Origin of the sequence: Pseudomonas sp. 3JA (genome assembly GCF_036961705.1) — a bacterium.
In the GTDB taxonomy this organism is placed as follows: Bacteria; Pseudomonadota; Gammaproteobacteria; order Pseudomonadales; family Pseudomonadaceae; genus Aquipseudomonas; species Aquipseudomonas fluorescens_Q.
This window is the reverse complement of record NZ_JBAMDJ010000024.1, coordinates 78,534-102,610: the sequence shown is the minus strand read 5'-3', so window position 1 is coordinate 102,610 and position 24,077 is coordinate 78,534. Positions and strand designations below refer to the sequence as shown.

The 24,077-nt window shown below is 61.5% G+C and carries 21 protein-coding genes; 7 read left to right on the top strand and 14 right to left on the bottom strand.

The annotated features are described in order from the left end of the window. Positions 1-55: 55 nt before the first annotated feature. Positions 56-322, bottom strand: a complete 267-nt coding sequence (locus tag V7773_RS19235) for a hypothetical protein (protein ID WP_336074551.1) — start codon at positions 320-322, stop codon at positions 56-58. A 313-nt stretch (positions 323-635) separates the two neighbouring features. Further along, positions 636-1,700, bottom strand: coding sequence for a S8 family peptidase (locus V7773_RS19230; RefSeq protein ID WP_336074548.1), 1,065 nt, complete (start codon positions 1,698-1,700; stop codon positions 636-638). Positions 1,701-1,950: 250 nt separating this feature from the next. Here V7773_RS19230 and V7773_RS19225 point away from each other — a divergent pair, with 250 nt between their 5' ends. From V7773_RS19225 to V7773_RS19215, 3 genes are all read left to right on the top strand, one after another. After that, positions 1,951-3,879, top strand: a complete 1,929-nt coding sequence (locus V7773_RS19225) for a RecQ family ATP-dependent DNA helicase (RefSeq protein WP_336074547.1) — start codon at positions 1,951-1,953, stop codon at positions 3,877-3,879. 107 nt (positions 3,880-3,986) lie between these two features. Next, positions 3,987-5,213, top strand: a complete 1,227-nt coding sequence (locus tag V7773_RS19220; protein ID WP_336074546.1) for a 3-hydroxyacyl-CoA dehydrogenase — start codon at positions 3,987-3,989, stop codon at positions 5,211-5,213. Positions 5,214-5,260: 47 nt separating this feature from the next. Continuing rightward, positions 5,261-5,680, top strand: coding sequence for an acyl-CoA thioesterase (locus V7773_RS19215; protein ID WP_336074545.1), 420 nt, complete (start codon positions 5,261-5,263; stop codon positions 5,678-5,680). 78 nt (positions 5,681-5,758) lie between these two features. Here V7773_RS19215 and V7773_RS19210 read toward each other — a convergent pair whose 3' ends face one another. From V7773_RS19210 to V7773_RS19195, 4 genes are all read right to left on the bottom strand, one after another. Next, positions 5,759-6,238, bottom strand: a complete 480-nt coding sequence (locus V7773_RS19210) for a glycine zipper domain-containing protein (RefSeq protein ID WP_058544959.1) — start codon at positions 6,236-6,238, stop codon at positions 5,759-5,761. A gap of 297 nt (positions 6,239-6,535) precedes the next feature. Next, positions 6,536-8,884, bottom strand: coding sequence for an FdhF/YdeP family oxidoreductase (locus V7773_RS19205; protein WP_336074542.1), 2,349 nt, complete (start codon positions 8,882-8,884; stop codon positions 6,536-6,538). Next, a complete protein-coding gene (fdhD, locus tag V7773_RS19200; RefSeq protein ID WP_092146545.1) occupies positions 8,881-9,720 on the bottom strand; it encodes a formate dehydrogenase accessory sulfurtransferase FdhD in 840 nt (279 codons plus the stop codon). The genes V7773_RS19205 and fdhD overlap by 4 nt, the downstream gene beginning before the upstream one ends. Positions 9,721-9,813: 93 nt before the next feature. After that, entirely contained in the window at positions 9,814-10,701 is an 888-nt protein-coding gene (locus tag V7773_RS19195) for a LysR family transcriptional regulator (RefSeq protein WP_063323406.1), read from the bottom strand. Positions 10,702-10,834: 133 nt separating this feature from the next. Between V7773_RS19195 and lysM the strand changes: the two genes are divergently transcribed. Continuing rightward, positions 10,835-11,275 (top strand): peptidoglycan-binding protein LysM, encoded by a 441-nt coding sequence (gene lysM, locus V7773_RS19190; protein WP_336074538.1) that lies wholly within the window; start codon positions 10,835-10,837, stop codon positions 11,273-11,275. Positions 11,276-11,390: 115 nt separating this feature from the next. On the opposite strand, the gene yrfG is transcribed toward lysM, so the two are convergent. Beyond that, positions 11,391-12,053, bottom strand: a complete 663-nt coding sequence (gene yrfG / locus V7773_RS19185; protein ID WP_063323404.1) for a GMP/IMP nucleotidase — start codon at positions 12,051-12,053, stop codon at positions 11,391-11,393. 88 nt (positions 12,054-12,141) lie between these two features. On the opposite strand from yrfG, the gene nudE reads away from it, so the two are divergent. Further along, positions 12,142-12,708 (top strand): ADP compounds hydrolase NudE, encoded by a 567-nt coding sequence (gene nudE / locus V7773_RS19180; protein ID WP_003196729.1) that lies wholly within the window; start codon positions 12,142-12,144, stop codon positions 12,706-12,708. Continuing rightward, positions 12,705-13,532: a 3'(2'),5'-bisphosphate nucleotidase CysQ gene (gene cysQ, locus V7773_RS19175; RefSeq protein WP_336074537.1), complete on the top strand. Its 828-nt coding sequence runs from the start codon at positions 12,705-12,707 to the stop codon at positions 13,530-13,532. The genes nudE and cysQ overlap by 4 nt, the downstream gene beginning before the upstream one ends. A gap of 126 nt (positions 13,533-13,658) precedes the next feature. Here cysQ and V7773_RS19170 read toward each other — a convergent pair whose 3' ends face one another. From V7773_RS19170 to rfbB, 7 genes are all read right to left on the bottom strand, one after another. After that, positions 13,659-14,114 (bottom strand): YiiD C-terminal domain-containing protein, encoded by a 456-nt coding sequence (locus tag V7773_RS19170; protein WP_092146537.1) that lies wholly within the window; start codon positions 14,112-14,114, stop codon positions 13,659-13,661. Positions 14,115-14,151: 37 nt separating this feature from the next. After that, positions 14,152-15,543, bottom strand: a complete 1,392-nt coding sequence (locus V7773_RS19165; protein ID WP_063323400.1) for a sigma-54-dependent transcriptional regulator — start codon at positions 15,541-15,543, stop codon at positions 14,152-14,154. Continuing rightward, the gene (locus tag V7773_RS19160; RefSeq protein ID WP_063323399.1) at positions 15,540-17,348 is read right to left on the bottom strand and encodes a sensor histidine kinase; all 1,809 of its coding nucleotides are present in this window, start codon (positions 17,346-17,348) and stop codon (positions 15,540-15,542) included. The genes V7773_RS19165 and V7773_RS19160 overlap by 4 nt, the downstream gene beginning before the upstream one ends. 71 nt (positions 17,349-17,419) lie before the next feature. Beyond that, positions 17,420-18,301, bottom strand: coding sequence for a dTDP-4-dehydrorhamnose reductase (gene rfbD / locus V7773_RS19155; protein WP_336074536.1), 882 nt, complete (start codon positions 18,299-18,301; stop codon positions 17,420-17,422). Further along, complete coding sequence (gene rfbC / locus V7773_RS19150; RefSeq protein WP_336074534.1) at positions 18,298-18,843, bottom strand: dTDP-4-dehydrorhamnose 3,5-epimerase; 546 nt, start codon at positions 18,841-18,843, stop codon at positions 18,298-18,300. Before rfbC ends, rfbD begins: the two co-directional genes overlap by 4 nt. Beyond that, the gene (gene rfbA / locus V7773_RS19145) at positions 18,840-19,715 is read right to left on the bottom strand and encodes a glucose-1-phosphate thymidylyltransferase RfbA (RefSeq protein ID WP_336074532.1); all 876 of its coding nucleotides are present in this window, start codon (positions 19,713-19,715) and stop codon (positions 18,840-18,842) included. The genes rfbC and rfbA overlap by 4 nt, the downstream gene beginning before the upstream one ends. Beyond that, positions 19,712-20,794: a dTDP-glucose 4,6-dehydratase gene (gene rfbB / locus V7773_RS19140; protein WP_336074530.1), complete on the bottom strand. Its 1,083-nt coding sequence runs from the start codon at positions 20,792-20,794 to the stop codon at positions 19,712-19,714. The genes rfbA and rfbB overlap by 4 nt, the downstream gene beginning before the upstream one ends. A 208-nt stretch (positions 20,795-21,002) precedes the next feature. On the opposite strand from rfbB, the gene V7773_RS19135 reads away from it, so the two are divergent. Then, positions 21,003-23,915, top strand: a complete 2,913-nt coding sequence (locus tag V7773_RS19135; RefSeq protein ID WP_336074529.1) for an aminotransferase — start codon at positions 21,003-21,005, stop codon at positions 23,913-23,915. Positions 23,916-24,077: the final 162 nt, after the last annotated feature.

Sequence of the window (24,077 nt, the reverse complement as noted above, 5' to 3'; positions counted from 1 at the left end):
TTTTCTTAAGTGAACAGCATTACCCTTCGAGGGCGGTTTTTTTATGGACGGCTAATTAACGCAACCGCTGCCGCACAACCTCCAGCAACTCGCTGCCATCTTGAGTCAGCAGATAAAGCGCATGAACGATGTTGGGAATGTCTTTCACGTCGGCATGTTTGAAGCATAGGCAGTGAAGGGTTTCGAGTAGGTCGCTGGACGCGCGGATTCGTTGGGCGGCGGCGTCGCAGAGGTCGTGGAGGTTGGCCTCGGTGTCGATGGCCAGAATCGGCGTGTTGTTGAGTCGCTGGTATCGATCGATGGGCGGATTATCCGTGTGCATTTGAGCCCTCTTCAGTACGATTTTCAATCGCGCTGAAAACTATAGAGGGCTCCTTCCAGGCACCGCAATAGGACCTGAAAGGACAGCTTGTGTAGGACGTTTACCAGCGTCTGACGCTTGGATGAAATGCTTGCTCCAGGGCTAGCTGACCCGTCTTCATTTCCCATTCACTGTCTGACCGATCCTACAAACTCGCTGTAGGGACGGCTTAGGATGCGGCAGGCCATTTCCGACAGGCTAGTCATCTCGCCGTTACAAGAGCTGATGAAAGAACAAGCGGTGGAAGCGAGCTCCACGTCGATGGTGCAGTACTTTAATCCGCTATGGGCGCGGGGATTCGTCGTGAGGCCGCCTCCAGATCCATCAACCCCCTGCCATAGGCCTCACTGTTGGCATAGATGCCCGTGCGGTTGGCTGTCGCCAGCAGATGTTCGCGCACCTGTTGCGGGTTGAGTTGCGGGTAAAGGCTCTGCAGCGCAGCCAGTGCGCCACTGACCAAGGCTGCGGCTGGAGACGTGCCGGCGGTTTGCACGTAACGACCCTCCTTGCCCACCGTGAGCAAGCCTGCCTGCACCCCGGAGTCGCCGCCAGGTACGGCGATGCACCAGGCGGCTGCAATGCCGCAATAGTTGGATTTGCCATTGATCGCGCTGCCGTCGTTTTTCAGCGCAACCACCGCGAGCCACCCTTTTTCCAGTTCAGGCAAGGCCACCGGCAGCCCCGGTTCGGCCAAAGGCTCACGCTTGAGTTCGTTACCTGTCGGGAAGACGAACACGGCGCCGTCCGCGACCAGTTTTCGAGCAACGGCCAGAGAGTCGGGCATGACCTGGTTGTAACGCGCCTCATTGATTTCGGTGGCGGGGATGGCGTTGGCCCACGAGTTGTTGAACAGGCGGGCGCCCTTGTCGAAGCCGCTTTGCCAGGATTGTGCGATTTCGCTGTCAAAGAAAAACGGCTCGTTGTCGTCGCCAAAACGAAAGGGGATCAACCGAGCGTTGAACGCGATGCCATGCATACCCTGGTCGTCCTTGTTGGCGGCGAGTATGCCGGCCATTTGCGTGCCGTGGCCGATGCGGTCAATCGTGCCTGGACGGTTTTCGACGTAATCGAATCCGGGATCGCTCAGTCGCCCTTCGAACTCCTTCAGGCGGGTGTCGAGCCCCGAATCGATCAGTGCGACCAGCACACCCTGTCCGGTGCCGCCACGGGCATATAACGCCGAGGCCTTGACGACGGTCAAGCCCTGCTGAGCGTGATACTCCGGTGTTTCGAACACGGCCGGTTCCACCCCGGAGGGTTCAGCAATGGTCAGGCAGCCGACCAGCAGTGAGGCGGATGCTATCGCCAGGGCGCGTAGCACGGGAAACAGGTGTGGCATGGTTCGATCCTTGAAGAGAGTCTTGAGCGTCAGGCTTCCTGGCCTGGCTCATGGATAGACGGCGCACCTTAACCCGCAAACGGAGGGGGAACGAGGCATCAAAGTGCCCGGATTTGTATCTCCTCGTGGCAAAGCAATCGGACGTTGAGGCTGTATCATCCGGTATCGTTTTTTACCCCGACCTTTTCTCGACGCGCTGCGCTGTCCCGCTAGTCTTTGGGTCTCGCAGCAGTCAAAGGAGCGACCGCTCATGCACAGCACCCTGGAACAGGTTTTCGGTTATCCACAGTTTCGCCCCGGTCAGGAGTCTGCCATCGGAGCAGTCCTGGCCGGTCGGTCGGCAGCGGCCATTTTTCCCACCGGTTCCGGCAAGTCCCTGTGTTATCAATTGCCAGCCCTGCTATTGCCGCATCTCACCCTGGTAGTCTCGCCATTGCTGGCGCTTATGCAGGATCAGTTGGCGTTCCTGCAACGTCACGGCATCGCGTCGGCCAGTATCGATTCGGCCCAGAGCCGTGACGAAGCCAACGACGCCATGGCGCGGGCCCGTTCGGGGGAGTTGAAGATCCTGATGATTTCCGTGGAGCGGCTGAAGAACGAGCGTTTTCGCAACTTTCTGCAGCAGGTGCCGATCTCGTTGCTGGTGGTGGACGAGGCCCACTGTATTTCAGAGTGGGGGCATAACTTTCGTCCGGACTACCTCAAGCTTCCCGATTATCAGCGCCAGTTCCACATTCCCCAAGTGTTGCTGTTGACGGCCACCGCGACACCCAAGGTCATCGCCGACATGCAGGCGAAGTTCGCCATCGCCGCCGAGGATGTGGTGACGACCGGTTTCTATCGGCCCAACCTCAACTTGCTGGTCGAACCCGTGCGCGGTGCGCACAAGCGTGCACGGCTGGTGCAATGGCTGGGCGAACGTCCCGGACAACCGAGCATCGTCTACGTCACCTTGCAGCGAACCGCCGAGCAGATAGCCGAACACCTGACCCAGCACGGCATCGGGGCCGAGGCCTATCACGCCGGTTTGCCCCACGAACAACGTGAAGCCATCCAGCGGCGGTTCATGGGCGGGCAGTCCAATTGCATTGTCGCGACCATTGCGTTCGGCATGGGCATCGACAAGAGCGATATCCGCAACGTGGTGCATTTCGACTTGCCCAAATCCATCGAAAACTACAGTCAGGAGATTGGCCGGGCCGGGCGGGACGGGCAGCGGTCCGATTGCCTGGTACTGGCCAATCGCGACAGCCTCAACGTGCTGGAGAACTTTGTCTATGGCGATACTCCTGAGTTGGAGGGCATTCGTTGTGTGCTCGATGAGCTGAAGGCCGCCGCGCCCGATGGGCAATGGGAGTTTTTGCTGGGCCCCCTGGCGGACCAGAGCAACATCCGGCAGTTGCCGCTCAAGACGCTGCTGGTCCAGCTGGAACTGCGTCGGCTGATCGCGCCGCGTTATGCCTATTTCGCGGAGTACCGCTTCAAGTTCCTGACTGAGCCACAAGAACTGCTGGAGCGCTTCGAAGGCGAGCGAAGGGATTTCGTCTCGGCCATCATCCAGACCTCCAGTCGCGCCCGGACCTGGGCCACGGTGAATTTCGACGGGATGTACCAGCAGTATCACGCTGAACGCAGTCGCGTGGTCAAGGCACTGGATTACTTCCAGGAGAAGGGCTGGATCGAGCTGGAAAGCAAGCAGATGACCGAGGTGTACAGCGTGCTGGAGACGAATGTGGATACGCAGGTCTTGGGCGCCGAACTGCATGCTTATTTCACCCGGCATGAACGCGGTGAAATCGCGCGGATCCATGCCATGCTCGAGTTGTTCGCCACCGAACGTTGCCTCGGTTATCGATTGGCGCAGTATTTCGGCGATGACAACGCGCCGCAGCAGTGCGGTCATTGCTCGGTGTGCCACGGACAGGTCGCTCAATTGCCGGAACCGCCGTCGTTGCCGGCACTTGTGGATAAAAACTTCGAGACGCTGTGCGGTGACTTTATCCACAGGCATGAGGAGCACACCGGCAACCCACCTTCCGCCGAGCGCTTGACCCGGTTTCTGTGCGCGATCAGCGTGCCGTTGTTCACCCGGTTGAAGGCGCGAAAGATCCGTGGATATGCCGCACTGGAGGAGTATCCGTACGCAGAGGTTCGCCATTGGGCCCAAGCGCACCTGTGAACTGCATCCATCCGCTGAATGCCTTGCATCACACGAATAAATTTCAAAAACATTCGGCGGCTGACTAAGGTGAAGGCTGTCTTTGGATCGCCAACAAGAGAGCAAACATGAGCCAGACACCTTTCGATATTCAGCGTGCCGCAGTGGTCGGTGCAGGCACCATGGGCCGGGGCATCGTGATGTGCCTGGCCAACGCGGGCGTGGCGGTGCAGTGGGTCGACAACAATCCGCAGATGCTCGAGCAGGCACTGGTCGCCGTGGCCGAGACCTATGCCCATGGCGTGCGTCAGGGCCGTATCGATCAGGGTGAGGCTGATGCGCGGATTGCCCGGGTGACACGGGCGGATGATTACGCGGCGATCCGCAATGTGGACCTGGTGATCGAAGCGGTCTACGAGAATCTCGAGCTCAAGCAGAGGATTTTTCGTGAACTGGACGGTTTGCTCAAACCCGAGGCGATCCTGGCGAGCAACACCTCGGCGCTGGACATCGATGCGATCGCCGCCGCCACTCGCCGGCCAACCCAGGTGCTGGGCCTGCATTTCTTCAGCCCGGCGCACATCATGAAACTGTTGGAAGTCGTTCGTGGTGCGCAGACTTCCAAGGCGGTGCTGGACGCGGCCCTGGTGTTAGGCAAGCGCATGGGCAAGGTCAGCGTGGTATCGGGCAATTGCCATGGGTTCATCGGCAACCGGATGCTTCATCCTTATGTGTTGGAGGCTCGCAAGATGTTGCTCGAGGGGGCATTCCCCCATCAGGTCGATGCGGCATTGCAAGGCTTCGGTTTCGCCATGGGGCCGTTTCGCATGTACGACGTCGTCGGGATCGACCTGGAGTGGCGCGCACGAGAATTGGCAGGAGCAGGCCAGGATGCGCCAGAGGTCCAGGTAGACAACCGGCTGTGCGAACTGGGACGGTTCGGCCAGAAAAGCGGCAATGGGTATTATCACTATGAGCCGGGCAGTCGACAGGCCGAGCATGATGTCGAGGTCGATGCGCTGGTGCTACGGGTCAGTGAAGCCCTAGGTTTCCAGCGACGCGAGATTGGCCCGGAGGAAATCCTCGAACGGTGCTTGCTGGCGTTGGTCAACGAGGGCGCGAAAATCCTGGAGGAGGGCATTGCCGAGTCGGCCCACGACATCGATCTGGTCTACCTCAACGGCTACGGTTTCCCTGCGGACAAGGGCGGGCCGATGGCCTGGGCCGACGGGCAGGGGCTGGAGGATATCCACGCACGCCTGCTGGCGCTCGAAACGAAGCAGGGCGACCAGTGGAAGCCCGCGCGTCTGATTGGCGATCTGGCAGCGCAGGGCAAGGGTTTCGCGCAGGCCTGAGGCCGGGGCCACGTCAAGATCATTGAAACAACCGTAAAGGACACCTGATGCCCCAACGCAACGAATACCGACACTTGCAACCCATTACCACGCGCTGGCACGACAACGATGTGTACGGTCACGTCAATAACGTCACCTATTACAGCTTTTTCGATAGCGCTGTGAATACCTACCTGATCGAAGTCGGTGGTCTGGATATCCATGACGGAGAGGTGGTGGGGTTCGTGGTGAGTTCGGCCTGTGACTACTTTGCCTCAATCGCCTTTCCAGACCGGATTGAAATCGGCCTGCGGGTCGGGAAGCTGGGCAGCAGTTCGGTGCAGTACGAGCTGGCGGTGTTCAAGGTCGGCGAGGAGGAGGCCTGTGCGGCGGGGCGTTTTGTTCACGTATTTGTGGACCGGGCGTCGAATCGGCCGGTGGCGATTCCGGAGCGACTACGTGGGGCTTTGGAACTGTTGGCGGTCTGAAACAAAAAATCGCAGCCTCCTGCCAGCTCTGGGAGCTGCCGGAGGCTGCGATCTTCAACGGCGGTTATCAGTCAGCCGTTAGTCGCGGTAGTAGCGATGATGTTTTTTGCGATGCCCGTAGGCATGGCCACGACCTGGGTGGCCGTCACGGTAGTAGCGGCGATCACCACGGCGACCGTCATAGTGACGATCATCGTCATCGTCCTTGCCCATGTAGTTACCCAGGGCACCACCAGCGCCGCCGCCCGCTGCCGCACCGATCAGGCTGCCAGTGGTGCCGCCGACGCTACGACCGACCACGTTACCGCCGGCTGCGCCCAGCGCACCGCCGATCGCCGCTTCGCCGCGGCTGTGTTTGTCTGCACCGACTGCACTGCCGCCCGCGCCGCCCAGCGCCGCGCCGATAGTGGAGCCGGTGTTGCCGCCCAGGGACTGGCCGACGACCGAACCCAAAACCCCGCCCAATGCGCCGCCCACACCTGCTTCGGCAGTACCACCGGCGGAAGCGATGCCACTGGCCAGGCTAAGGGACAACAAGAGAATGGAGGAGAACTTCATAGAGGAGCCTCAAAGGGATGACGGCGCGATCCTGAGGCTCGCTTCGCTTGCTTACAATCGAAATCCGACGAGTAACACGACTTGTGCACAATTCTCTAAGTTATTGTTTTTTGGTGGGAACTTTAGACAATTTGGTCGGTCTTTAGCTACTTCGGACAGGCCGTTTTCTAGGGAAAACGGCCTTTTTTGTGGGCGCTGGAAAGTACTCTGTAGCGAGGGGGTATCGCTGGGCTGCGACTCCCTTTTCTGGTTGCTTCGCAACCAAGCGGGAGCAAGCTCCCTCGCCACAATACTGTGTCAGGCCGACTTGGCCAGGATCAGTCCATTCTCGCTCGCCGCTTCAAGACGGATCGCGACGAATTTCGACGTTGGGGTGTGGCTGCCGTCGCCCGTGCTTTCCAGTGGCACCAGCGGGTTCACTTCTGGGTAATAAGCAGCAGCCTGCCCGGCAGGAATGTCGAATGCCAGCAGGGTAAAGCCCTTGACCCGCCGTTCGCGCCCGTCATCCCAGAGCGAGACGATGTCGGCTTTCTGCCCCGGCTTGAAGCCTAGGCGAATGATGTCCGCTTCGTTGGCAAACAACACGTCACGCTGACCCTTCACACCGCGATAGCGGTCATCGAGGCCATAGATGGTGGTGTTGTACTGATCGTGGGAACGCATGGACTGCATGATCAGGTCGGGCAACTGGCCGGTGGCCCGGGTGCGTTCATGCACAAGATCGGTCGGCAACCGGTTGGGCTTGAAGTTGGCGCGGCCCGACGGGGTATTCCAGCGCCGCGAACCGGCGCTATTGCCGAGGTAGAACCCACCAGGGTTCTTCAGCTTTTCGTTGAAGTCCTTGAAGCCTGGTACGGTGTCGGCGATCAGGTCGCGGATGCGACTGTAGTCGGCCACCAGCCAGTTCCAGTCCACCGGACGGCTACCCAGTGTGGCGGCGGCGATGCCGGCGATGATCCACGGTTCGGAGCGCATCTGGTTCGACAGCGGCTGCAGCTGGCCCATGGACGCATGCACCATGCTGAAGGAGTCTTCCACGGTCACCGCTTGCGCACCTTCGGTTTGCAGATCGATGTCGGTGCGGCCCAGGCACGGCAGGATCAGCGCTTCCTTGCCGTGAGCCAGATGGCTGCGGTTGAGCTTGGTGCTGATCTGCACCGTCAGGTCGCAATTGGCCAAGGCCCGGAACGTTCGATGGCTGTCCGGCGTGGCTTGGGCGAAGTTGCCGCCCAGGGCAATGAACACCTTCGCCTGGCCGTCGGCCATGGCGTGAATCGCCTCGACCACGTTGTGGCCGTTTTCACGCGGTACCTTGAATTGGAAGCGCCGCTCCAGCGAATCGAGGAACGCCGCTGGCGGACGCTCGTTGATGCCCATGGTCCGGTCACCCTGGACGTTGCTGTGGCCACGTACCGGGCACAGGCCTGCGCCTGGCCGGCCGATGTTGCCGCGCAGCATCATTACGTTGGCGATTTCCTGGATGGTCGCCACCGAATGACGGTGCTGGGTGATACCCATCGCCCAGCACATGATCACGTTCTGGCTCTTGGCGTACATGTGCGCCGCTTGCTCGATGTCGACCAGGGTCATGCCCGATTGCTCGACGATCTGTTCCCACGGCGTGTCGTCGACCGCCGCCAGGTAATCCAGCACGTTGGTGCTGTGCTCATTGAGGAACGCGTGGTCGAACACCGCCGCAGCGCCAGTGTTCTGCGCTTCGCGCTCCCACTGCAGCAGGAACTTCGCCATGCCGCGCAAGATCGCCATGTCGCCACCCAGGGCCGGGCGGAAATACGCGGTGTTGGTCGGTTTATTGCCGTTGGTGAGCATTTCGATCGGGTTTTGCGGATGCTGGAAGCGCTCCAGGCCACGCTCCTTGAGCGGGTTGATGCAGACCACTTGGGCGCCGCGTTTCACCGCCTCGCGCAGTGGTTCGAGCATCCGCGGATGGTTGGTCCCGGGGTTCTGGCCCCAGACGAAAATCGCATCGGCGTGTTCGAAATCGTCGAAGGTCACTGTGCCCTTGCCCACGCCCACGCTCTGGGACAGCGCTACGCCGCTGGCCTCGTGGCACATGTTCGAGCAGTCGGGGAAGTTGTTGGTCCCGTAGGCGCGCACGAACAGCTGATACAAGTAGGCCGCTTCGTTGCTGGCTCGGCCCGAGGTGTAGAACTCGGCCTGGTTCGGGCTGGACAACCCTTGCAGGTGCTTGCCGATCAGGTCGAACGCCGCTTCCCAACTGACGGGTTTGTAGCGGTCGGTTTCGGCGTCGTAGCGCATTGGCTCGGTCAGGCGACCCTGGTACTCGAGCCAGTAGTCGCTCTGCTCCAGCAGCGCGCTCACGCTATGCTTGGCGAAAAATGCACCATCGACGCGGCGCTTGGTCGCTTCCCAGTTCACGGCCTTGGCGCCGTTCTCGCAGAACTTGACCACGCCGCTTTCCGGCGAATCACCCCAGGCACAGCCTGGGCAGTCAAAACCGCCGTTCTGGTTGGTCTTGAGCATCATGCGGATGTTTTTCAGCGCGTTGTCGCTGGTCAACCAGGCCTGAGCGACGCTGATCAGCGCTCCCCAGCCACCGGCGGGGCCCTTGTAGGGCTTGTAGCGCGGTACGGGTTTCTGGTCGGCTTGTTGATGATTGCTCACGCTTGTTTCTCCATCGCAGGGCTGTAGACCCGTGGCGCACTTTTTTGTGGCAGGTGGATGAGGTTGAGGTTGTGTTGGCGGGCCCACTGCACCGCAAGGCCCGTGGGTGACGACAGGCTGACCAGGGTCTGGATACCGGCCCGCAGGACTTTCTGGATCAGTTCGAGGCTGCAACGGCTGGTGACGATCGCTACGCCGCCGGCTACCGGGATCTGCTGCCGGACCAACGCGCCGATCAATTTGTCGAGGGCGTTGTGCCGGCCGATGTCTTCGCGACCCAACAGCAATTCGCCTTGGGCGTTCATGAACAACGCGGCGTGGACTGCGCCGCAGTATTGACCCAAGGGCTGGAACTGGCTGATGCGGTCACGCAGGCCATCGAGCCATTGGGCGGGTGGCAGCGGTGCGCCGGGCAGCACCTTGAGGTTTGGCAATGCCTGTTCCACTGCCTCTACGCCGCACAAGCCGCAGCCACTGGTGCCCGTCAATTGCCGGCGTTGCTGCTTGAGGTTCCAGAAGGCGCGGTTGGCGATGGTCACCTCGGCATGGTGCGCAGCACCCGTGCCGCTCAGTTGCAGGTCATAGATGTCCGATGTGTCTTCAATGATGCCGCTGCCGAGGCTGAAGCCGACGATGAAGTCTTCAAGGTCGGTGGGGGTGACCAGCATGACCGCCTGGCTGATGCCGTTATAGGCAATCGCCAGCGCCACTTCCTCGGCCAGCGCGGTGCTGTCCGATTGGGAGTGGTCCAGATTGCAGTAGCGATAGCTCTGGCTGGCGGCCGGCGCGGATGTTTCCATCGCTGGCGCTGGACTGACCGGAGGCTTGTCGTTCATAGGCATCACTGAAAGTAGGAATAGTGTTAAGACTAAATGCGGCAATCTGCCACGTCTAATCGCTATTACTGATCTCTCAATAGATGACGTCGATCAAGATGTTGTCGATGATTTCTGGTAAAGGGCAAAACAGGCCTCTGCCAAGGCCGAACGTGGGGCGCCGCGTCGCATGATCAGTCCCAGTGGGACTAAGGTCTGCGCGCTTTCGATGGGCTGGATGCGCAAATCTTCGGTCAGCACATTCAGGCCGCTGTCCAAGGGCATCACCGCGCAACACAGTCCACCGTGCACAGCTTGTAACAATTGATGCACTGCGTCGGTTTGCAACAGCGGTTGAGGTGTGAGGCCCCGGCTGTGGAAGTTGTGGTCGATGGATTGGCGAAAATGCATGCCGCTGGTGAGCATGCCCAGGGGCAGCTCGATCAGCGCTTCCCAACTCAGCGGTTGTTCGCCGAAAAAGAAATAGCGCTGGTCGTAGAGCAGGCCCATGCGGGTGTGGCTGAAGGGCAGGGCTTCGAAGCGCTCGTTGTCCAGGCGTTCCAGGTAGGAAATACCCAGGTCGATACGGTTGTTCGCCAGCTGTTCGAGGATGCGTTCGGAGCTCAGGGACGACAATTCGAATCGCAGGTTGGGGTGCTCGGCGTGCAAGCGCTGCATCATCGCCAGGGGGTCGAAGTCCGACAACGGCACCACGCCCAGGCGCAGCGTACCCACCAGGTTGCCACGACAGGCCGCCGCTTCGGCCTGCAGCCCGTCATAGGCCGCCAGCACCGTACGCGCCCAGGCCAGGACCCGTTCCCCCGGCGCGGTGAAACCTTCAAAGCGCTGGCCGCGATTGACCAGCGGCAGGTCAAGTTCTTCTTCAAGACTGCGCAGGCGCATCGACAGGGTCGGCTGGGTGATGTGGCAACGTGCGGCGGCTTGGCCGAAGTGGCGGGTTTCGTCGAGCGCGATGAGAAATTTCAGCTGCTTGATGTCCATCTTCGCTCCAGGGCGCAGGAAGGTTCGGATTCTAGCGCTTGCGCGTGGCGGGGTCATTGGTCGGTTGGGAACCGGGTTCGTCTCGCCTGGTCTAGTCTTTGCGTCTGGACACTTAAATCAAGGAGCGTGTGCCATGAGTATTTTTAGCTTTGTGAAGGAAGCAGGAGAGAAGCTGATTGACCTGCTGACCCCCGGCAATGCCAATGCCAGCGAACAACTGAAAGCGCATATTGAAAAGGTCGGCCTGGGTAATCCGAATGTTCAAGCGACCCTCGACGGCGACAAAGTCATCGTCACCGGTGAAGTAGCGAGCCAGGAAGAAAAGGAAAAGATCCTGTTGGCGGTGGGCAATATCGCCGGTGTCGGCAGTGTCGACGACCAGATTACGGTGACTGGCCCGGTAGCACAGGCGGCGCGTTTCGTGACCGTGAAGAAGGGCGACACACTCAGCGCCATCTCCAAGGCCGCGTACGGCGACGCGAACAAGTACAACAAGATCTTCGAGGCCAACAAGCCGATGCTGTCGCACCCGGACAAGATCTATCCGGGGCAGGTGCTACGTATTCCCGAGTAGCCGGTTTCCTGTGGCGAGGGAGCTTGCTCCCGCTCAAGTGCGCAGCACTTGTCTGGAAAAAAGGGGCCGCTTCGCGGCCCAGCGGGAGCAAGCTCCCTCGCCACAAAGGGTTTTTTCAGAGCCCTTCGATCAGCGTCCGGTAGTCTATCAACGCTTCGAACTCCGCCGTGTCCTTTGGCCCTTTGCGGCTATCCGGCTCGCTCACGGCCAGCAAGTGCGCCACGCCAAAGTCCCGGGCGCTGCGCAACACCGGCAGGGTGTCGTCGATGAACAGGCTGCGGGCCGGGTCGAAATTCAAGTCGGCTTGCAGTGCGTCCCAGAATTGCGGGTTTTCCTTGGGAAAGCCGTAGTCGTGGGAGCTGATCAGGCGGTCGAAGTAAGGGGCCAGCTCGATGCGCTCCAGCTTCAGGGACAATGAATCGCGGTGGGCGTTGGTGATCATCACCACGCGCTTGCCGGCCCGCTGGATCGCCGCCAGGAAGGTATCGGCGTCCGGGCGCAAGGCGATCAGGTGCGCGGTTTCCAACTTCAGTTCGCGTACCGGCAGTTTCAGCTCGGCGCTCCAGAAATCCAGGCAATACCATTGCAACTGGCCGGCGTTGCGCTCGAACAGCGGTTGCAGCTCCATCTCGGCCATCGCCCGGCTCACGCCATGCAGTTCGGCGTAGCGCTGTGGCAGGTGTTCGAGCCAGAAATGGTTGTCGTAATGCAGGTCCAGCAGGGTGCCGTCCATGTCCAGCAGAACCGTATCGATCTCATGCCAGGGCAGCAAAGCCATAAAACTTCTCCAGCGGTAATCGGATATCCGACACAAACAATCAGAATAGGCCGGGTATAGTAGCCCGCTATCGCCCAGGGAGCCGTTTATGCGCCAGAAACCCACCATACTCGATCGCCAGATCGTCGCTACCAGCCGCCTGTTTTGCGTGGAAGAACTGAAATTGCGGTTTTCCAACGGTGTGGAGCGCACCTATGAACGTCTGGCGAGCAAGGGGGCAGGCTATGGCGCGGTGATGATCGTGGCGATGCTCGATGCCGACCACGCTGTGTTGGTGGAAGAGTATTGCGGGGGCACCGACGCCTACGAACTGTCCCTGCCCAAGGGCTTGATCGAGCCAGGTGAAGATGTGCTGGCGGCGGCCGAACGGGAACTCAAGGAAGAGGCCGGTTTCGGAGCGCGTCAATTGGAACACCTGACCGAACTGTCGCTGTCCCCCGGCTACATGAGCCAGAAGATCCAGGTGGTGCTGGCGACCGATCTGTATGAAGAACGGCTGGAGGGTGATGAGCCCGAGCCGATGCGCGTGGACAAGGTCAACCTGCGTGAGCTGTCGGCCCTGGCACAGAACCCGCAGTTCACGGAGGGCCGGGCCTTGGCAGCGCTGTACCTGGCCCGTGACCTGCTGACCCAGCGTGGAGCGTTCCTGTCATGACTTTCCCTCATCCGTTGATGGCCCCTGTAGTCGAGCTGGCGCTCCAGGCCGGTGATGCGATCCTGCCGTTCTGGCGCGCCAACGTGCAGGTCAACCACAAGGCCGACGAGTCCCCGGTGACCGCTGCAGACATGGCCGCGCATGATGTGATCGTGGCCGGGCTGATGGCGCTGGCCCCGGATATTCCGATCCTCTCCGAAGAAGACGCCGATATTGCCCAAAGCGTGCGCGCCGGCTGGCATCGCTGGTGGCTGGTAGACCCGCTGGATGGCACCAAGGAGTTCATTTCCGGCAGCGAGGAGTTCACCGTCAACATCGCGTTGGTGGAGCAGGGCCGTGTGGTGTTCGGTGTGGTGTCGATGCCCACCAATGGGCGCTTTTACGTCGGCGGTGCAGGGCTGGGCGCCTGGCGGGGTGATAAGGGCGGCGTGCCTTTGCCTATTGCGGTGCGTGACGTCCTGGCCCCGGGTGAGGCTTTTACCGTGGTCGCCAGTCGTCGGCACACCAGCCCGGAGCAGGAACGCCTGCTGGATGGTTTGAGCGCAAGCCTGGGTGAGCTGCAACTGACCAGTATTGGCAGTTCGTTGAAGTTTTGCCTGGTGGCCGAAGGCGCGGCGGATTGCTATCCACGACTGGCGCCGACCTCCCAATGGGACACCGCTGCCGCCCAGGGTGTATTGGAAGGTGCGGGTGGCGAGGTGTTGGATTTGAACGGTGAGCCGTTCTGTTATCCGCCGCGGGAGTCGCTGTTGAATACATCGTTCCTGGCGTTGCCGGCGAAAGCGGCATGGCGGGGCAAGCTATTGGAGTTGGCCCGTTCCTGAACCGTACCTGCTTTCCTGTGGCGAGGGAGCTTGCTCCCGCTGGGCTGCGAAGCGGCCCCAAGATTTTGCGGTTGCTGCGCAACCGAGCGGGAGCAAGCTCCCTCGCCACAGGGGGGCTGCGTTGCTTTAGCGGTGCAACACGTACTGCCCCTCGAACTGTACTGCCACTTCCTCACTTCCGGTATTCAACACTTGCGTCTGCAAGGCCAGTCGCGCCCGGCCATAGCGCCGATAGGTGGCCAGGAAGCGTTTCCAGACCTTTTCCTCGGGCGCTGCGCAGACGACGGTCGCATCGCGGGTCACCGGCAGCGGATAGCTGATCTGCCCTTCCTGGATCACGATATGCCCGTCTTCGATGCCTTCCTCGCGCAGGGCCAGGTGCAGCCAGCCCCAGCCGCCGAGCACCGCGCCGCAATACAGGCTGCCACCGAACATGGTGCTCTTGTGGTTGACGTTGGCTGCAAGCGGCAAGGACAGGCGTAGTTGCCGGGCCTGCCAATCGAGCACCTTGAGGCCCATGTCCCGGGTCAAGGGGATGTCGTGGTGCAGGATCGATTCCAGGTAACGACTGTCGCGGTTCATTGCGGGGCCTTTTGCTTGAACGGGAAATGACGATAACTCAATCGGACTCATCGGCCGAACCATGGCTGCTGTCGCCGAAGTGCAGCCCATGTTTGCGTAACTTGTCGTGCAAGGTCTTGCGTGGAATGCCCAAGGCTTCGGCCAGGCTGCGCACCGAGCTGTGGGGGCGTGCCAGTTCGGCGGCGATCAGGGTTTTCTCGAAGTTTTCCACCTGCTCGCTCAAGCCACCGCTGACCAGTTCCACCGGTGCGCCGGGGTTGCCGTCTGGCGCGCTGTTATCCAGGGCCAGTTCCAGTCCCAGGGCAAAGCGTTCGGCGGCGTTCTGCAATTCCCGCACATTCCCCGGCCAACTGTGGCGCAGCAGCAGCGCCCGTTGTGCCGGTTGCAATTCATGGGGCGGCAGCCCGTGGCGAGCGCTGGCTTCGTCGGCGAAATGCTGGAACAGCATCAGCGTATCTTCACCCCGTTCACGCAAGGGCGGTATGCGCAGCGGCGCGACGTTCAGGCGGTAATACAGGTCGGCGCGAAAACGCCCTTGGTCGGCGGCCTGGCGCAGGTCTTCCTTGGTGGCGGCGATTACGCGGATATCCAGCGGGATCTGGTGATTGCCCCCCAGCCGCTCCACCACGCGCTCCTGCAGCAGGCGCAGCAGCTTGACCTGGACATCCAGGCTCATGCTTTCGATTTCATCCAGGAACAGCGTACCGCCGTTGGCGAATTCGAACTTGCCGATGCGGCGCTTCTGCGCGCCGGTAAAAGCGCCGGGTTCGTGGCCGAACAGCTCGCTTTCCACCACCGACTCGGCCAGGGCCCCGGCGTTGATGGCCACGAACGGCCCGTTACGCCGGCTCGAAAGGTCGTGCAGCGCCCGAGCGACCACTTCCTTGCCGGCACCGGTTTCACCGAGGATCAACACGTCGGCGCGGGTGGCGGCCAGTGCCCCGATCTGCTCGCGCAGGCGCAGCATCGGAGTCGATTGGCCGACCAGGCGGGCGCTGAGTTCATGCCGGTCGCTGAGGGCCAGGCGCAGGCTGCGGTTGTCCAGCACCAGGCGGCGCAAGGCCAGGGCCCGGCGCACGCTGTCGAGCAGATGATCGCTGGCGAAAGGTTTTTCCAGGAAGTCATAGGCTCCGGCGCGCATTGCCTGCACCGCCAGTGGCACGTCGCCATGGCCGGTGATCAGCAGCACGGGCAGCTCCGCGTCTTGGGCGTGGAGTTCGTTCAGCAACTCGAGGCCGTCCATGCCGGGCATGCGAATGTCGCTGACCACGACACCCGGCCAGTCACGGGGCAGTTGCCCGGCCACGCCCTTGGCTTCGGCCAGGGGCAGGATTTTCAGGCCGGCCAGGTCGAGGGTCTGGCTCAAGGCCTGACGTAGATGGGGATCGTCGTCGATCAGCACCACCTCAATCCGGTTGTCGATGGTCATACACTTCGGTCCTCGGACGGTTGCAAGCTCACCCCGGGGGCTCCGGCGCGCAGTTTCAGGGTAATCAGGGCGCCACCTTCCTTGTGGTTGGCGAACGACAGTTCGCCGCCGAAGGCGCGCATCAGGGTGTCGCAGATCGCCAGTCCCAGGCCAAGGCCTTGGGTGCGCGTCTTGGTGGTGTAGAAGGGTTCACCGGCGCGGCCCAGGGCTTCCATGCAAAACCCCGGGCCGTTATCGCGGATGTACAGGTTGACGCCGGTTTCGGTGGCCTGGGCACTGAGCCAGAGTTTGCGCGGTGGGCCTTTCTCGGTGAGCGCATCAAGGGCGTTGGCCAGCAGGTTGCCGAGTACCTGGCGCAAGCGGGTTTCGCCAGCTTCGACCCACAGCGTGGCGGCCGGCAAGTCGCGGATCAGTTCCACTTCCATGCTGCGCCGGCGTTTGGCGAGCAGCGCCAGGGCGTCGTCCAGCGCCGGTTGCAGGGCGACGCTTTCCGGCGCATGTCGGTCGCGGCGGGCGAAGGCGCGCAGGTGGGCGATGATCGAGGCCATGCGCCCGGTCAGTTCGCTGATCAGCTTGAGGTTGCCCCGGGCATCTTCGGTGCGTTGGTGATCGAGCAAAATCTCGGCGTTTTCCGCGTAGCTGCGAATCGCTGCCAGCGGTTGGTTGAGTTCGTGGCTGATGCTCGCCGACATGGTGCCCAGGGCAGACAGCTTGCCGGCCTGCACCAGGTCATCCTGGGCACGGACCAACTCTTGCTGAGCCTGTTCGCGCTCCAGCACTTCCTGCTTCAACCGTCGGTTCAGTCCTTCCAGGTCGCTGGTGCGCTCGGCCACCCGGCCTTCCAATTCTTGACGGGCCTTGGCTTCGAAGGCGATTCGATCCAGGTAATGGCGCCTGCGCTGCATCATCAATCCGAGTAACAGCATCAAGACCAGCAAGGCCGCGCCACCGATGGCGACCACGGTGCGCACCGGACGATCAATCAACGTGCGCGGGGCGAGGATGCTTACGCTCCAGCCGGTTTCCTCGATGGACTGGGTCTGGGTCAGCCAGGCGTTGTCGTTCAGGTTCAGCGGCTTGGGCTCGCGGGTCGGATACGGTTGCACCGCACTGATGGCCTCGCGCTCGGCGTCATTCAAGGGGCGGGTCGCGCGAAATCGCCACTCTTGTCGCGACGTGAGGATGACCACGCCGTTGTGGTCGGTCACCAGTAATTGTTCGGGAGTCTTGCCCCACAGGCTTTCGGTGTGGTCGAGATCGACTTTGACCACCAGCACGCCAATGACTTTTTCGCGGTCGTGCACGGCGGCGGCGAAGAAATAACCGCGTTTGGCCGACGTGGTGCCCAAGCCGAAGAAGCGACCCAGGCGTCCGGCCATGGCTTCGATGAAGTACGGCCGGAAGGCGAAATTGCGTCCGACGAAACTGTCGTGTTTGTCCCAGTTCGACGCGGCCAGGGTCTTGCCGGAAGGGTCCATCAGGTACATGACTTCGGCGCCGGTCTGGGCGCTGATGTTTTTCAGCAGCCGGTTGGCATTGCCTTGGGTCACGCCATCGTCGGGTGCCGACAAGGCGGCGCGCAAGGCCGGCAGGTCGCCGAGAATCTGTGGCAGCACCTCATAACGGTGCAGTGTGCCCAACAGGTTGGCGACGTAGAGGTCCAGGGTCTGGCGGTTTTGCCCGGCCAGTTCGCTACGGTAGTAACGTTCGGCCAAGTGCTCCAACGGCCACAGCAACGGCGCCAGGCACAGCGCGAGCAAGGCCAGGCTGCGCCAACGGGGTCTGCGGGGAAGGGTGGAATTCATGAGCCTCGGACGCCTGTGGTGACAGGCGTATTATGCCTAGTTGCCTTGCAAATACTATTTGTAAGGCAGTACTAGGCTTGTCCGGCTAGGCACTGCTGCAACGCGTCTCGCCAGTCCGGTTGGCTCACTGCCCACTCCTTGAACAGGCGCGTGCAATCCAGGCGCGAGTTGAGTGGCCGCGGGGCTGGAGTCGGATAGGCGCTGGATTCAATCGGCTCAAGCTGCGCACACGGCTTGTGTCGCTCAAGCAGGTTTTCGCCGATGGCCTGGGCGAAACCGAACCAGGACGTCTCGCCCCGGGCTGTCAGGTGATAGGTGCCCCAGGCGCCGGGTTGGCCGGCCTGCCAGCGCTCGATCAATTGCGCGGTGCTGTCGGCAATGGTGCCGGCCCAGGTCGGTGCGCCGACCTGGTCGGCGACCACCCGCAGTTGCGGTTTTTCCTGCAACAGGCGCTGCATGGTCAACAGGAAGTTGCGGCCCTCGGTGGAGTACACCCAACTGGTGCGCAGAATCAGGTGCTGGCCGCCAGCCTGGCGGATGGCATTCTCGCCGGCCAGCTTGCTGCGTCCGTAGACACTTAGCGGGTTGGGCGTGTCGTCCTCGGTGTAGGGGGCGGATTTGAGACCATCGAAGACGTAGTCGGTGGAGTAATGAATCAGCGGGACGCCCAGCGCAACCGCTGCCTGGGCCAGGATGCCCGGTGCCGTGGCATTGATGGTGAACGCCCGCTCCGGTTCACTTTCGGCCTGATCGACGGCCGTGTGGGCGGCGGCATTGATGATCAGGCCGGGCTTGAGGGCTTCGATGGGGGCACGCAGGCAATCCGGTTGTGCCAGGTCGAGCTGGTCGCTGCCGCGTACGGTCAACTCGCCCAGGCCGCTCAGGCGCGATTGGAGCGCCCGGGAAACCTGGCCGTTCTGGCCGATGATCAGGATACGCAAGGGGGCACTCATGGGAACAGATCAGCCTCGTGCAGGGCTTTGCCATTCAGGTCCTTGGCCGAGAGGATCGGCGTGCCTTCGAACTCCCAATCGATGGCCAACTGCGGATCGTCCCAGCGAATGCAGCGTTCGGCCGAGGGGGCGTAGTAATCAGTGGTCTTGTAGAGGAAGTCCGCTGATTCGCTCAGTACGACGAAACCGTGGGCAAAACCTGGCGGGACCCACATCTGCCGGTGGTTCTGCGCCGACAGGCGTACGCTGGCCCATTGGCCGAAGGTCGGCGAGCTGCGGCGGATGTCCACCGCGACATCCAGCACTTCCCCCGCCGTGACGCGCACGAGTTTGCCCTGGGTTTGTTCGATCTGATAGTGCAGGCCCCGCAGCACGCCCCGGGTGGAGCGTGAATGGTTGTCCTGGACGAACTGCAGGGTGCAGCCAGTCGCTTCGGCAAACGCCCGGGCATTGAAGCTTTCGTAGAAAAATCCCCGGTCGTCGCCGAAGACCTTTGGTTCGATGATCAAGACGTCTGGCAAACGGGTGGCGATGACATTCATCGTGTTTCTCCGGCGATCTTGAACAAGTATTGGCCGTAGCCGGTCTTGCCAAAATACTGGGCGCGCTCCAGAACGTGCTCGCGGCTGACCCAACCTTGCTGGTAGGCAATTTCTTCCAGGCACGCCACCTTCAGGCCTTGGCGATGTTCGATGGTCTGCACGTATTGCGAGGCTTCCAGCAGGCTGTCGTGGGTGCCGGTGTCCAGCCAGGCGAAACCACGACCGAAGCGCTCGACATGCAGGTCGCCGCGTTGCAGGTAGGTATTGTTGACGTCGGTGATTTCCAGTTCGCCGCGCTTGGACGGCTTGATGGCCTTGGCGATCTTGATCACGTCGTTATCGTAGAAATACAGGCCGGTGACCGCGTAGCTGGATTTGGGCGCGGTGGGTTTTTCTTCGATGGACATCGCCCGTCCTTCTGTATCGAAGTCGACCACGCCAAAACGCTCAGGGTCCTTGACCCAGTAGCCGAACACGGTCGCGCCACTCTGCCGGTTGACGGCGGTCTGCAATTGTTCACCAAAATGCTGGCCGTGGAAAATGTTGTCGCCCAGGATCAGGCACACGGGGTCGCTGCCAATGAACTGTTCGCCAATCAGGAACGCTTGGGCCAGGCCATCGGGCGACGGCTGCTCGGCATAGCTGAACCGCACGCCAAACTGATGGCCATCGCCCAACAGGTTGCGGTACTGCGGCAGATCCTGTGGCGTGGAAATCACCAGGATGTCCTTGATGCCGGCGAGCATCAGCACCGAGATCGGGTAATAAATCATCGGCTTGTCATAAATCGGTAAAAGTTGCTTGGAAACCCCGAGGGTGATCGGGTGCAAGCGTGTGCCGGAACCGCCGGCCAGGACAATGCCTTTCATCATGCCATTGCATCCTTGTTGTCGAGCGAGCCCAGGCGCTCGCCTTGATAGCTGCCGTCTTGGACACGTTGGCACCACAGCAGGTTTTCGAGGTACCACTGCACGGTCTTGCGCAGCCCGGTCTCGAAGGTTTCCCGTGGTGTCCAGCCCAGTTCCCGTTCGATCTTGCTGGCGTCGATGGCGTAGCGCAGGTCGTGGCCGGGGCGATCCTGGACGAAGCTGATCAGGTCGGCATAGTGCTCGATCCCTTCGGGCTTGCGTGGCGCCAGTTCTTCGAGCAAGGCGCAGATGCTGCGCACCACGTCGATGTTTTTCTGCTCGTTGTGACCGCCAATGTTGTAAGTCTCGCCGACCATGCCTTCGGTGACGACCTTGAGCAGTGCACGGGCATGATCCTCGACAAACAGCCAGTCGCGCACTTGCTGGCCGTCGCCATAGACCGGCAACGGCTTGCCGGCCAGCGCGTTGAGAATCACCAGTGGAATGAGCTTCTCGGGGAAGTGAAACGGCCCGTAGTTATTGGAGCAGTTGGTCAACAGCACGGGCAAGCCGTAGGTGCGTTGCCAGGCACGGACCAGGTGGTCGGACGCTGCCTTGCTCGCCGAGTACGGTGAGCTTGGGGCATAGGCGGTGGTCTCGGTGAACAGGTCATCCACACCGTGCAGGTCGCCATACACTTCGTCGGTGGAAATGTGGTGGAAGCGAAACGCACGCTTCTGCGGCTCGGGCAGGGCCTGCCAGTAGGCTCGAGTGGCCTCCAGCAGGCTGTAGGTGCCCACGATGTTGGTCTGGATGAAGTCCGCCGGGCCATCGATGGAGCGGTCTACATGGGACTCGGCCGCCAGGTGCATGATGGCGTCAGGTTTGAATCGCGCCAGCACCGCACTGACGGTTGGTTGGTCGACGATATCGGCCTGGACGAATTCGTAGCGGCTGTCGTGATCGATGCTGCTCAGTGATTCGAGATTGCCGGCATAGGTCAGCTTATCGAGGTTCAGGACTTGGTGCTCGGTGTCGAGAATCAAGTGCCGTATGAGTGCCGAACCGATGAAGCCGGCACCGCCAGTGATCAGAATGCGCATTCGGATAAGCCTTTTTCCGCGTGACAACAAAGCCTAGGAGAATAGCATGTCGGCATGACGAGAGCGGTGTAAGCGACCCCCCCTCGGACACACCTTCCCATACAGCTTCTCAGGAGGGCTGTGCATATTTTTGAACAGGAGGGGTTGCTTATCCTCCGGCTCAGTGGCGTGATAGGCATCCGAACAAAACCACCTCAGGGGTCGTTGTATGCCACTCGCTACGTTGGTTCACCGTGCCAGTTTGCCAAGCCCACAGATCAGCGCCGAGCAAGCGCTGGTGCTGCTGCGCTCGAATTACGGACTCAGCGGCGACCTGCGACCCCTTGGCAGCAATCAGGACCTCAATTACCGCGTCGACAGCGAACGTGGGCGCTTTGTGTTGAAAATTTGCCACGGCGACTACGCTGTCCAGGAACTTCAGGCCCAACACGCTGCCCTCAAGCAGTTGGCCGGGCACAGCGCGGTGAAGGTGCCGCGGGTGATTACCGCCAGCAACGGCCAGGACCTGCTGACTTTGGACGTCGACGGCCAAGCGATCCATATGCGCCTGCTTGAGTACATCGACGGCCAGGCCCTCACGCAGCTCAAGCACCTGCCGCCTGAGTTGGTGACCGGCCTGGGCCGCCTGTGCGCGGAAATGGACCTGGCCTTGGCAACATTCGACCACCCAGGCCTGGAACGCACCCTGCAATGGGACGCGCGCCACGCTCCGGCCCTGGTCGATCATCTGTTGCCTGTCATCGACGACGATCAGCGGCGGCAACTGATCGCCGAGGTCGCGCAACAGGCCGAGCGGCGCTTGCAGTCGCTCAAGGCCAGCCTGCCGGTGCAGGCGATCCACATGGACATCACCGATGACAACGTGGTCTGGCAGCGCGATGCCCAGCGCCAATGGCAATTGCAGGGCGTCATCGATTTCGGCGACCTGATCCGCACCTGGCGCATCACGGACCTGTCGGTAACGTGTGCGGCCCTGCTGCACCACGCCGACGGCGATCCATTCTTCATCTTGCCGGCGATCAAGGCCTACCAGGCGGTCAACCCCTTGCAACGCGAAGAACTGTTGGCGCTGTGGCCATTGATCGTGGCGCGCGCCGCGGTGCTGGTGCTCAGCGGTGAACAGCAGGTTTCCATCGACCCGGACAACCAATACAGCCGCGACAACCTGGCCCATGAGTGGGAGATTTTCCGGGTCGCCCACTCGGTGCCCTTCGAATTGATGGAAGCGGCGATTCTCACCGCCGTCGGCCACAGCCTGCCGCCCATCGCCAGCGAAGGCTTTGCGCCGCTATTGCCGACCCTGGTGGGGCGTGAGTTCGCGCTGATTGACCTGGGTGTACTGAGCCCGCATTTCGAGGCTGGCAATTGGGAGCAGCCGGGGATCGACCAGCGCCTGCTGAGCGAGGCCGCGGGCGTTCATGGCCTGGCCGCCAGCCGCTATGGGCAATACCGGTTATCCCGCACTCGGCCGGACAGCGCCGTCGAACCCGATACTTATCCACTGCACGTGGAGTTGAGCGTTCCTCGGGGGACGCCGCTCGAATCCCCGTTCGCTGGGGTCGTGCACAAGGCTGCCGACGGCCTGTTGCAGCTGGACAGCGCGCAGTTGAGCGTGCGGCTGTGGGGCGTGACGTCGCCGCTGCATTCCGGCGCGGCACTGGTCAAGGGGCAGGTGCTGGGTGAAGTGACGGGGCCGTTGCGGGTCCAGTTGTGCCGTGGCGCCCAGGTGAATCCACCGCTGTTCTGCACGCCCTCCAGGGCAGCGGCCTGGCAGGCGCTATGCCCTTCGCCGGCGGTGCTGCTGGGACTGGCTTGCGATGCCGAACCGGAGATCGATCCCGAGCTGCTGCTGGCCCGTCGCGATGCGAGCTTTGCCCGTTCGCAGAAGCACTATTACGTCGATCCGCCGCGCATCGAGCGCGGCTGGCGCAATCACCTGATCGACATGCAGGGCCGCTCGTACCTGGATATGCTCAACAATGTCGCGGTGCTGGGCCATGGACATCCACGCATGGCGGCAGTGGCTGCCCGGCAGTGGTCGCTGCTCAATACCAACTCGCGTTTCCACTATGCGGCGATCGCCGAATTTTCCGAACGCCTGCTGGCGTTGGCGCCGTCCAACATGGACCGGGTGTTCCTGGTCAACAGCGGCACCGAGGCCAACGACTTGGCGATCCGCCTGGCCTGGGCCTACAGCGGCGGGCGGGACATGCTCAGCGTATTGGAGGCCTATCACGGCTGGTCGGTGGCCGCCGATGCGGTCTCGACGTCTATCGCCGACAATCCCCAGGCCTTGAGCAGCCGCCCGGACTGGGTGCATCCGGTGACCGCACCGAACATCTATCGCGGCGAATTCCGTGGTCCCGACACTGCGCCGGACTACGTGCGCAGCGTTGAACACAACCTGGCGAAAATCGCCGAAAACAACCGCCAGCTCGCCGGTTTCATTTGCGAACCGGTATACGGCAACGCCGGTGGGATCGCGCTGCCGCCCGGTTATCTGAAGCAGGTCTACGCGATGGTGCGCGAGCGCGGTGGGGTCTGCATCGCCGACGAAGTCCAGGTCGGTTATGGGCGCATGGGCGAGTTTTTCTGGGGCTTCGAAGAGCAAGGCGTGGTGCCGGATATCATCACCATGGCCAAGGGCATGGGCAACGGCCAGCCACTGGGTGCGGTCATTACCCGCCGGGAGATCGCCGAGGCGCTGGAAGCCGAGGGGTATTTCTTTTCGTCGGCCGGAGGCAGCCCGGTCAGTTGCCAGATCGGCATGGCGGTACTGGATGTCATGGAAGAAGAAAATCTCTGGGAAAACGCCCGGGTGGTGGGTGGGCACTTCAAGGCACGGCTGGAGGCCTTGATCGACCGTTATCCATTGGTCGGTGCGGTGCATGGTTCCGGTTTCTACCTGGGCGTGGAACTGATCCGCGACCGCGACACGTTGGAGCCGGCCACTGAAGAAACCACGGCGCTGTGCAGCCGCCTGCGAACGTTGGGGATTTTCATGCAACCGACCGGCGATTACCTGAACATCCTCAAGATCAAACCGCCGATGGTCACTACGCGCCAGAGCGTGGATTTCTTCGTAGATATGTTGGTGAAGGTCTTGGACGAGGGGTTGTAACTAATCTGGAACGCCAAGCTGTTCCCCTGTGGAAGCGAGCACGCTCGCTTCCACAGGGGTTGCATTAATTTATAAAATCGATTTTTGTCGATGTTTGGCGCTATTTTTTGATGGGTGTTAGTTTTTTTGGCTTTATTAGTCGATATTTATCGTTTATAAGGT

Excerpts from the sequence above, each read along its gene's own strand:
- rfbB (WP_336074530.1), bottom strand. The coding sequence starts at position 20,794 with ATGCGCATTCTGATCACTGGCGGTGCCGGCTTCATCGGTTCGGCACTC.
- fdhD (WP_092146545.1), bottom strand. The coding sequence starts at position 9,720 with ATGAACGACAAGCCTCCGGTCAGTCCAGCGCCAGCGATGGAAACATCC.
- cysQ (WP_336074537.1), top strand. The coding sequence starts at position 12,705 with ATGACTTTCCCTCATCCGTTGATGGCCCCTGTAGTCGAGCTGGCGCTC.
- V7773_RS19195 (WP_063323406.1), bottom strand. The coding sequence starts at position 10,701 with ATGGACATCAAGCAGCTGAAATTTCTCATCGCGCTCGACGAAACCCGC.
- V7773_RS19220 (WP_336074546.1), top strand. The coding sequence starts at position 3,987 with ATGAGCCAGACACCTTTCGATATTCAGCGTGCCGCAGTGGTCGGTGCA.
- V7773_RS19235 (WP_336074551.1), bottom strand. The coding sequence starts at position 322 with ATGCACACGGATAATCCGCCCATCGATCGATACCAGCGACTCAACAAC.
- V7773_RS19170 (WP_092146537.1), bottom strand. The coding sequence starts at position 14,114 with ATGAACCGCGACAGTCGTTACCTGGAATCGATCCTGCACCACGACATC.
- rfbD (WP_336074536.1), bottom strand. The coding sequence starts at position 18,301 with ATGAGTGCCCCCTTGCGTATCCTGATCATCGGCCAGAACGGCCAGGTT.
- V7773_RS19165 (WP_063323400.1), bottom strand. The coding sequence starts at position 15,543 with ATGACCATCGACAACCGGATTGAGGTGGTGCTGATCGACGACGATCCC.
- rfbA (WP_336074532.1), bottom strand. The coding sequence starts at position 19,715 with ATGATGAAAGGCATTGTCCTGGCCGGCGGTTCCGGCACACGCTTGCAC.
- V7773_RS19215 (WP_336074545.1), top strand. The coding sequence starts at position 5,261 with ATGCCCCAACGCAACGAATACCGACACTTGCAACCCATTACCACGCGC.
- nudE (WP_003196729.1), top strand. The coding sequence starts at position 12,142 with ATGCGCCAGAAACCCACCATACTCGATCGCCAGATCGTCGCTACCAGC.
- lysM (WP_336074538.1), top strand. The coding sequence starts at position 10,835 with ATGAGTATTTTTAGCTTTGTGAAGGAAGCAGGAGAGAAGCTGATTGAC.
- V7773_RS19210 (WP_058544959.1), bottom strand. The coding sequence starts at position 6,238 with ATGAAGTTCTCCTCCATTCTCTTGTTGTCCCTTAGCCTGGCCAGTGGC.
- rfbC (WP_336074534.1), bottom strand. The coding sequence starts at position 18,843 with ATGAATGTCATCGCCACCCGTTTGCCAGACGTCTTGATCATCGAACCA.
- V7773_RS19135 (WP_336074529.1), top strand. The coding sequence starts at position 21,003 with ATGCCACTCGCTACGTTGGTTCACCGTGCCAGTTTGCCAAGCCCACAG.
- V7773_RS19230 (WP_336074548.1), bottom strand. The coding sequence starts at position 1,700 with ATGCCACACCTGTTTCCCGTGCTACGCGCCCTGGCGATAGCATCCGCC.
- V7773_RS19225 (WP_336074547.1), top strand. The coding sequence starts at position 1,951 with ATGCACAGCACCCTGGAACAGGTTTTCGGTTATCCACAGTTTCGCCCC.
- V7773_RS19160 (WP_063323399.1), bottom strand. The coding sequence starts at position 17,348 with ATGAATTCCACCCTTCCCCGCAGACCCCGTTGGCGCAGCCTGGCCTTG.
- yrfG (WP_063323404.1), bottom strand. The coding sequence starts at position 12,053 with ATGGCTTTGCTGCCCTGGCATGAGATCGATACGGTTCTGCTGGACATG.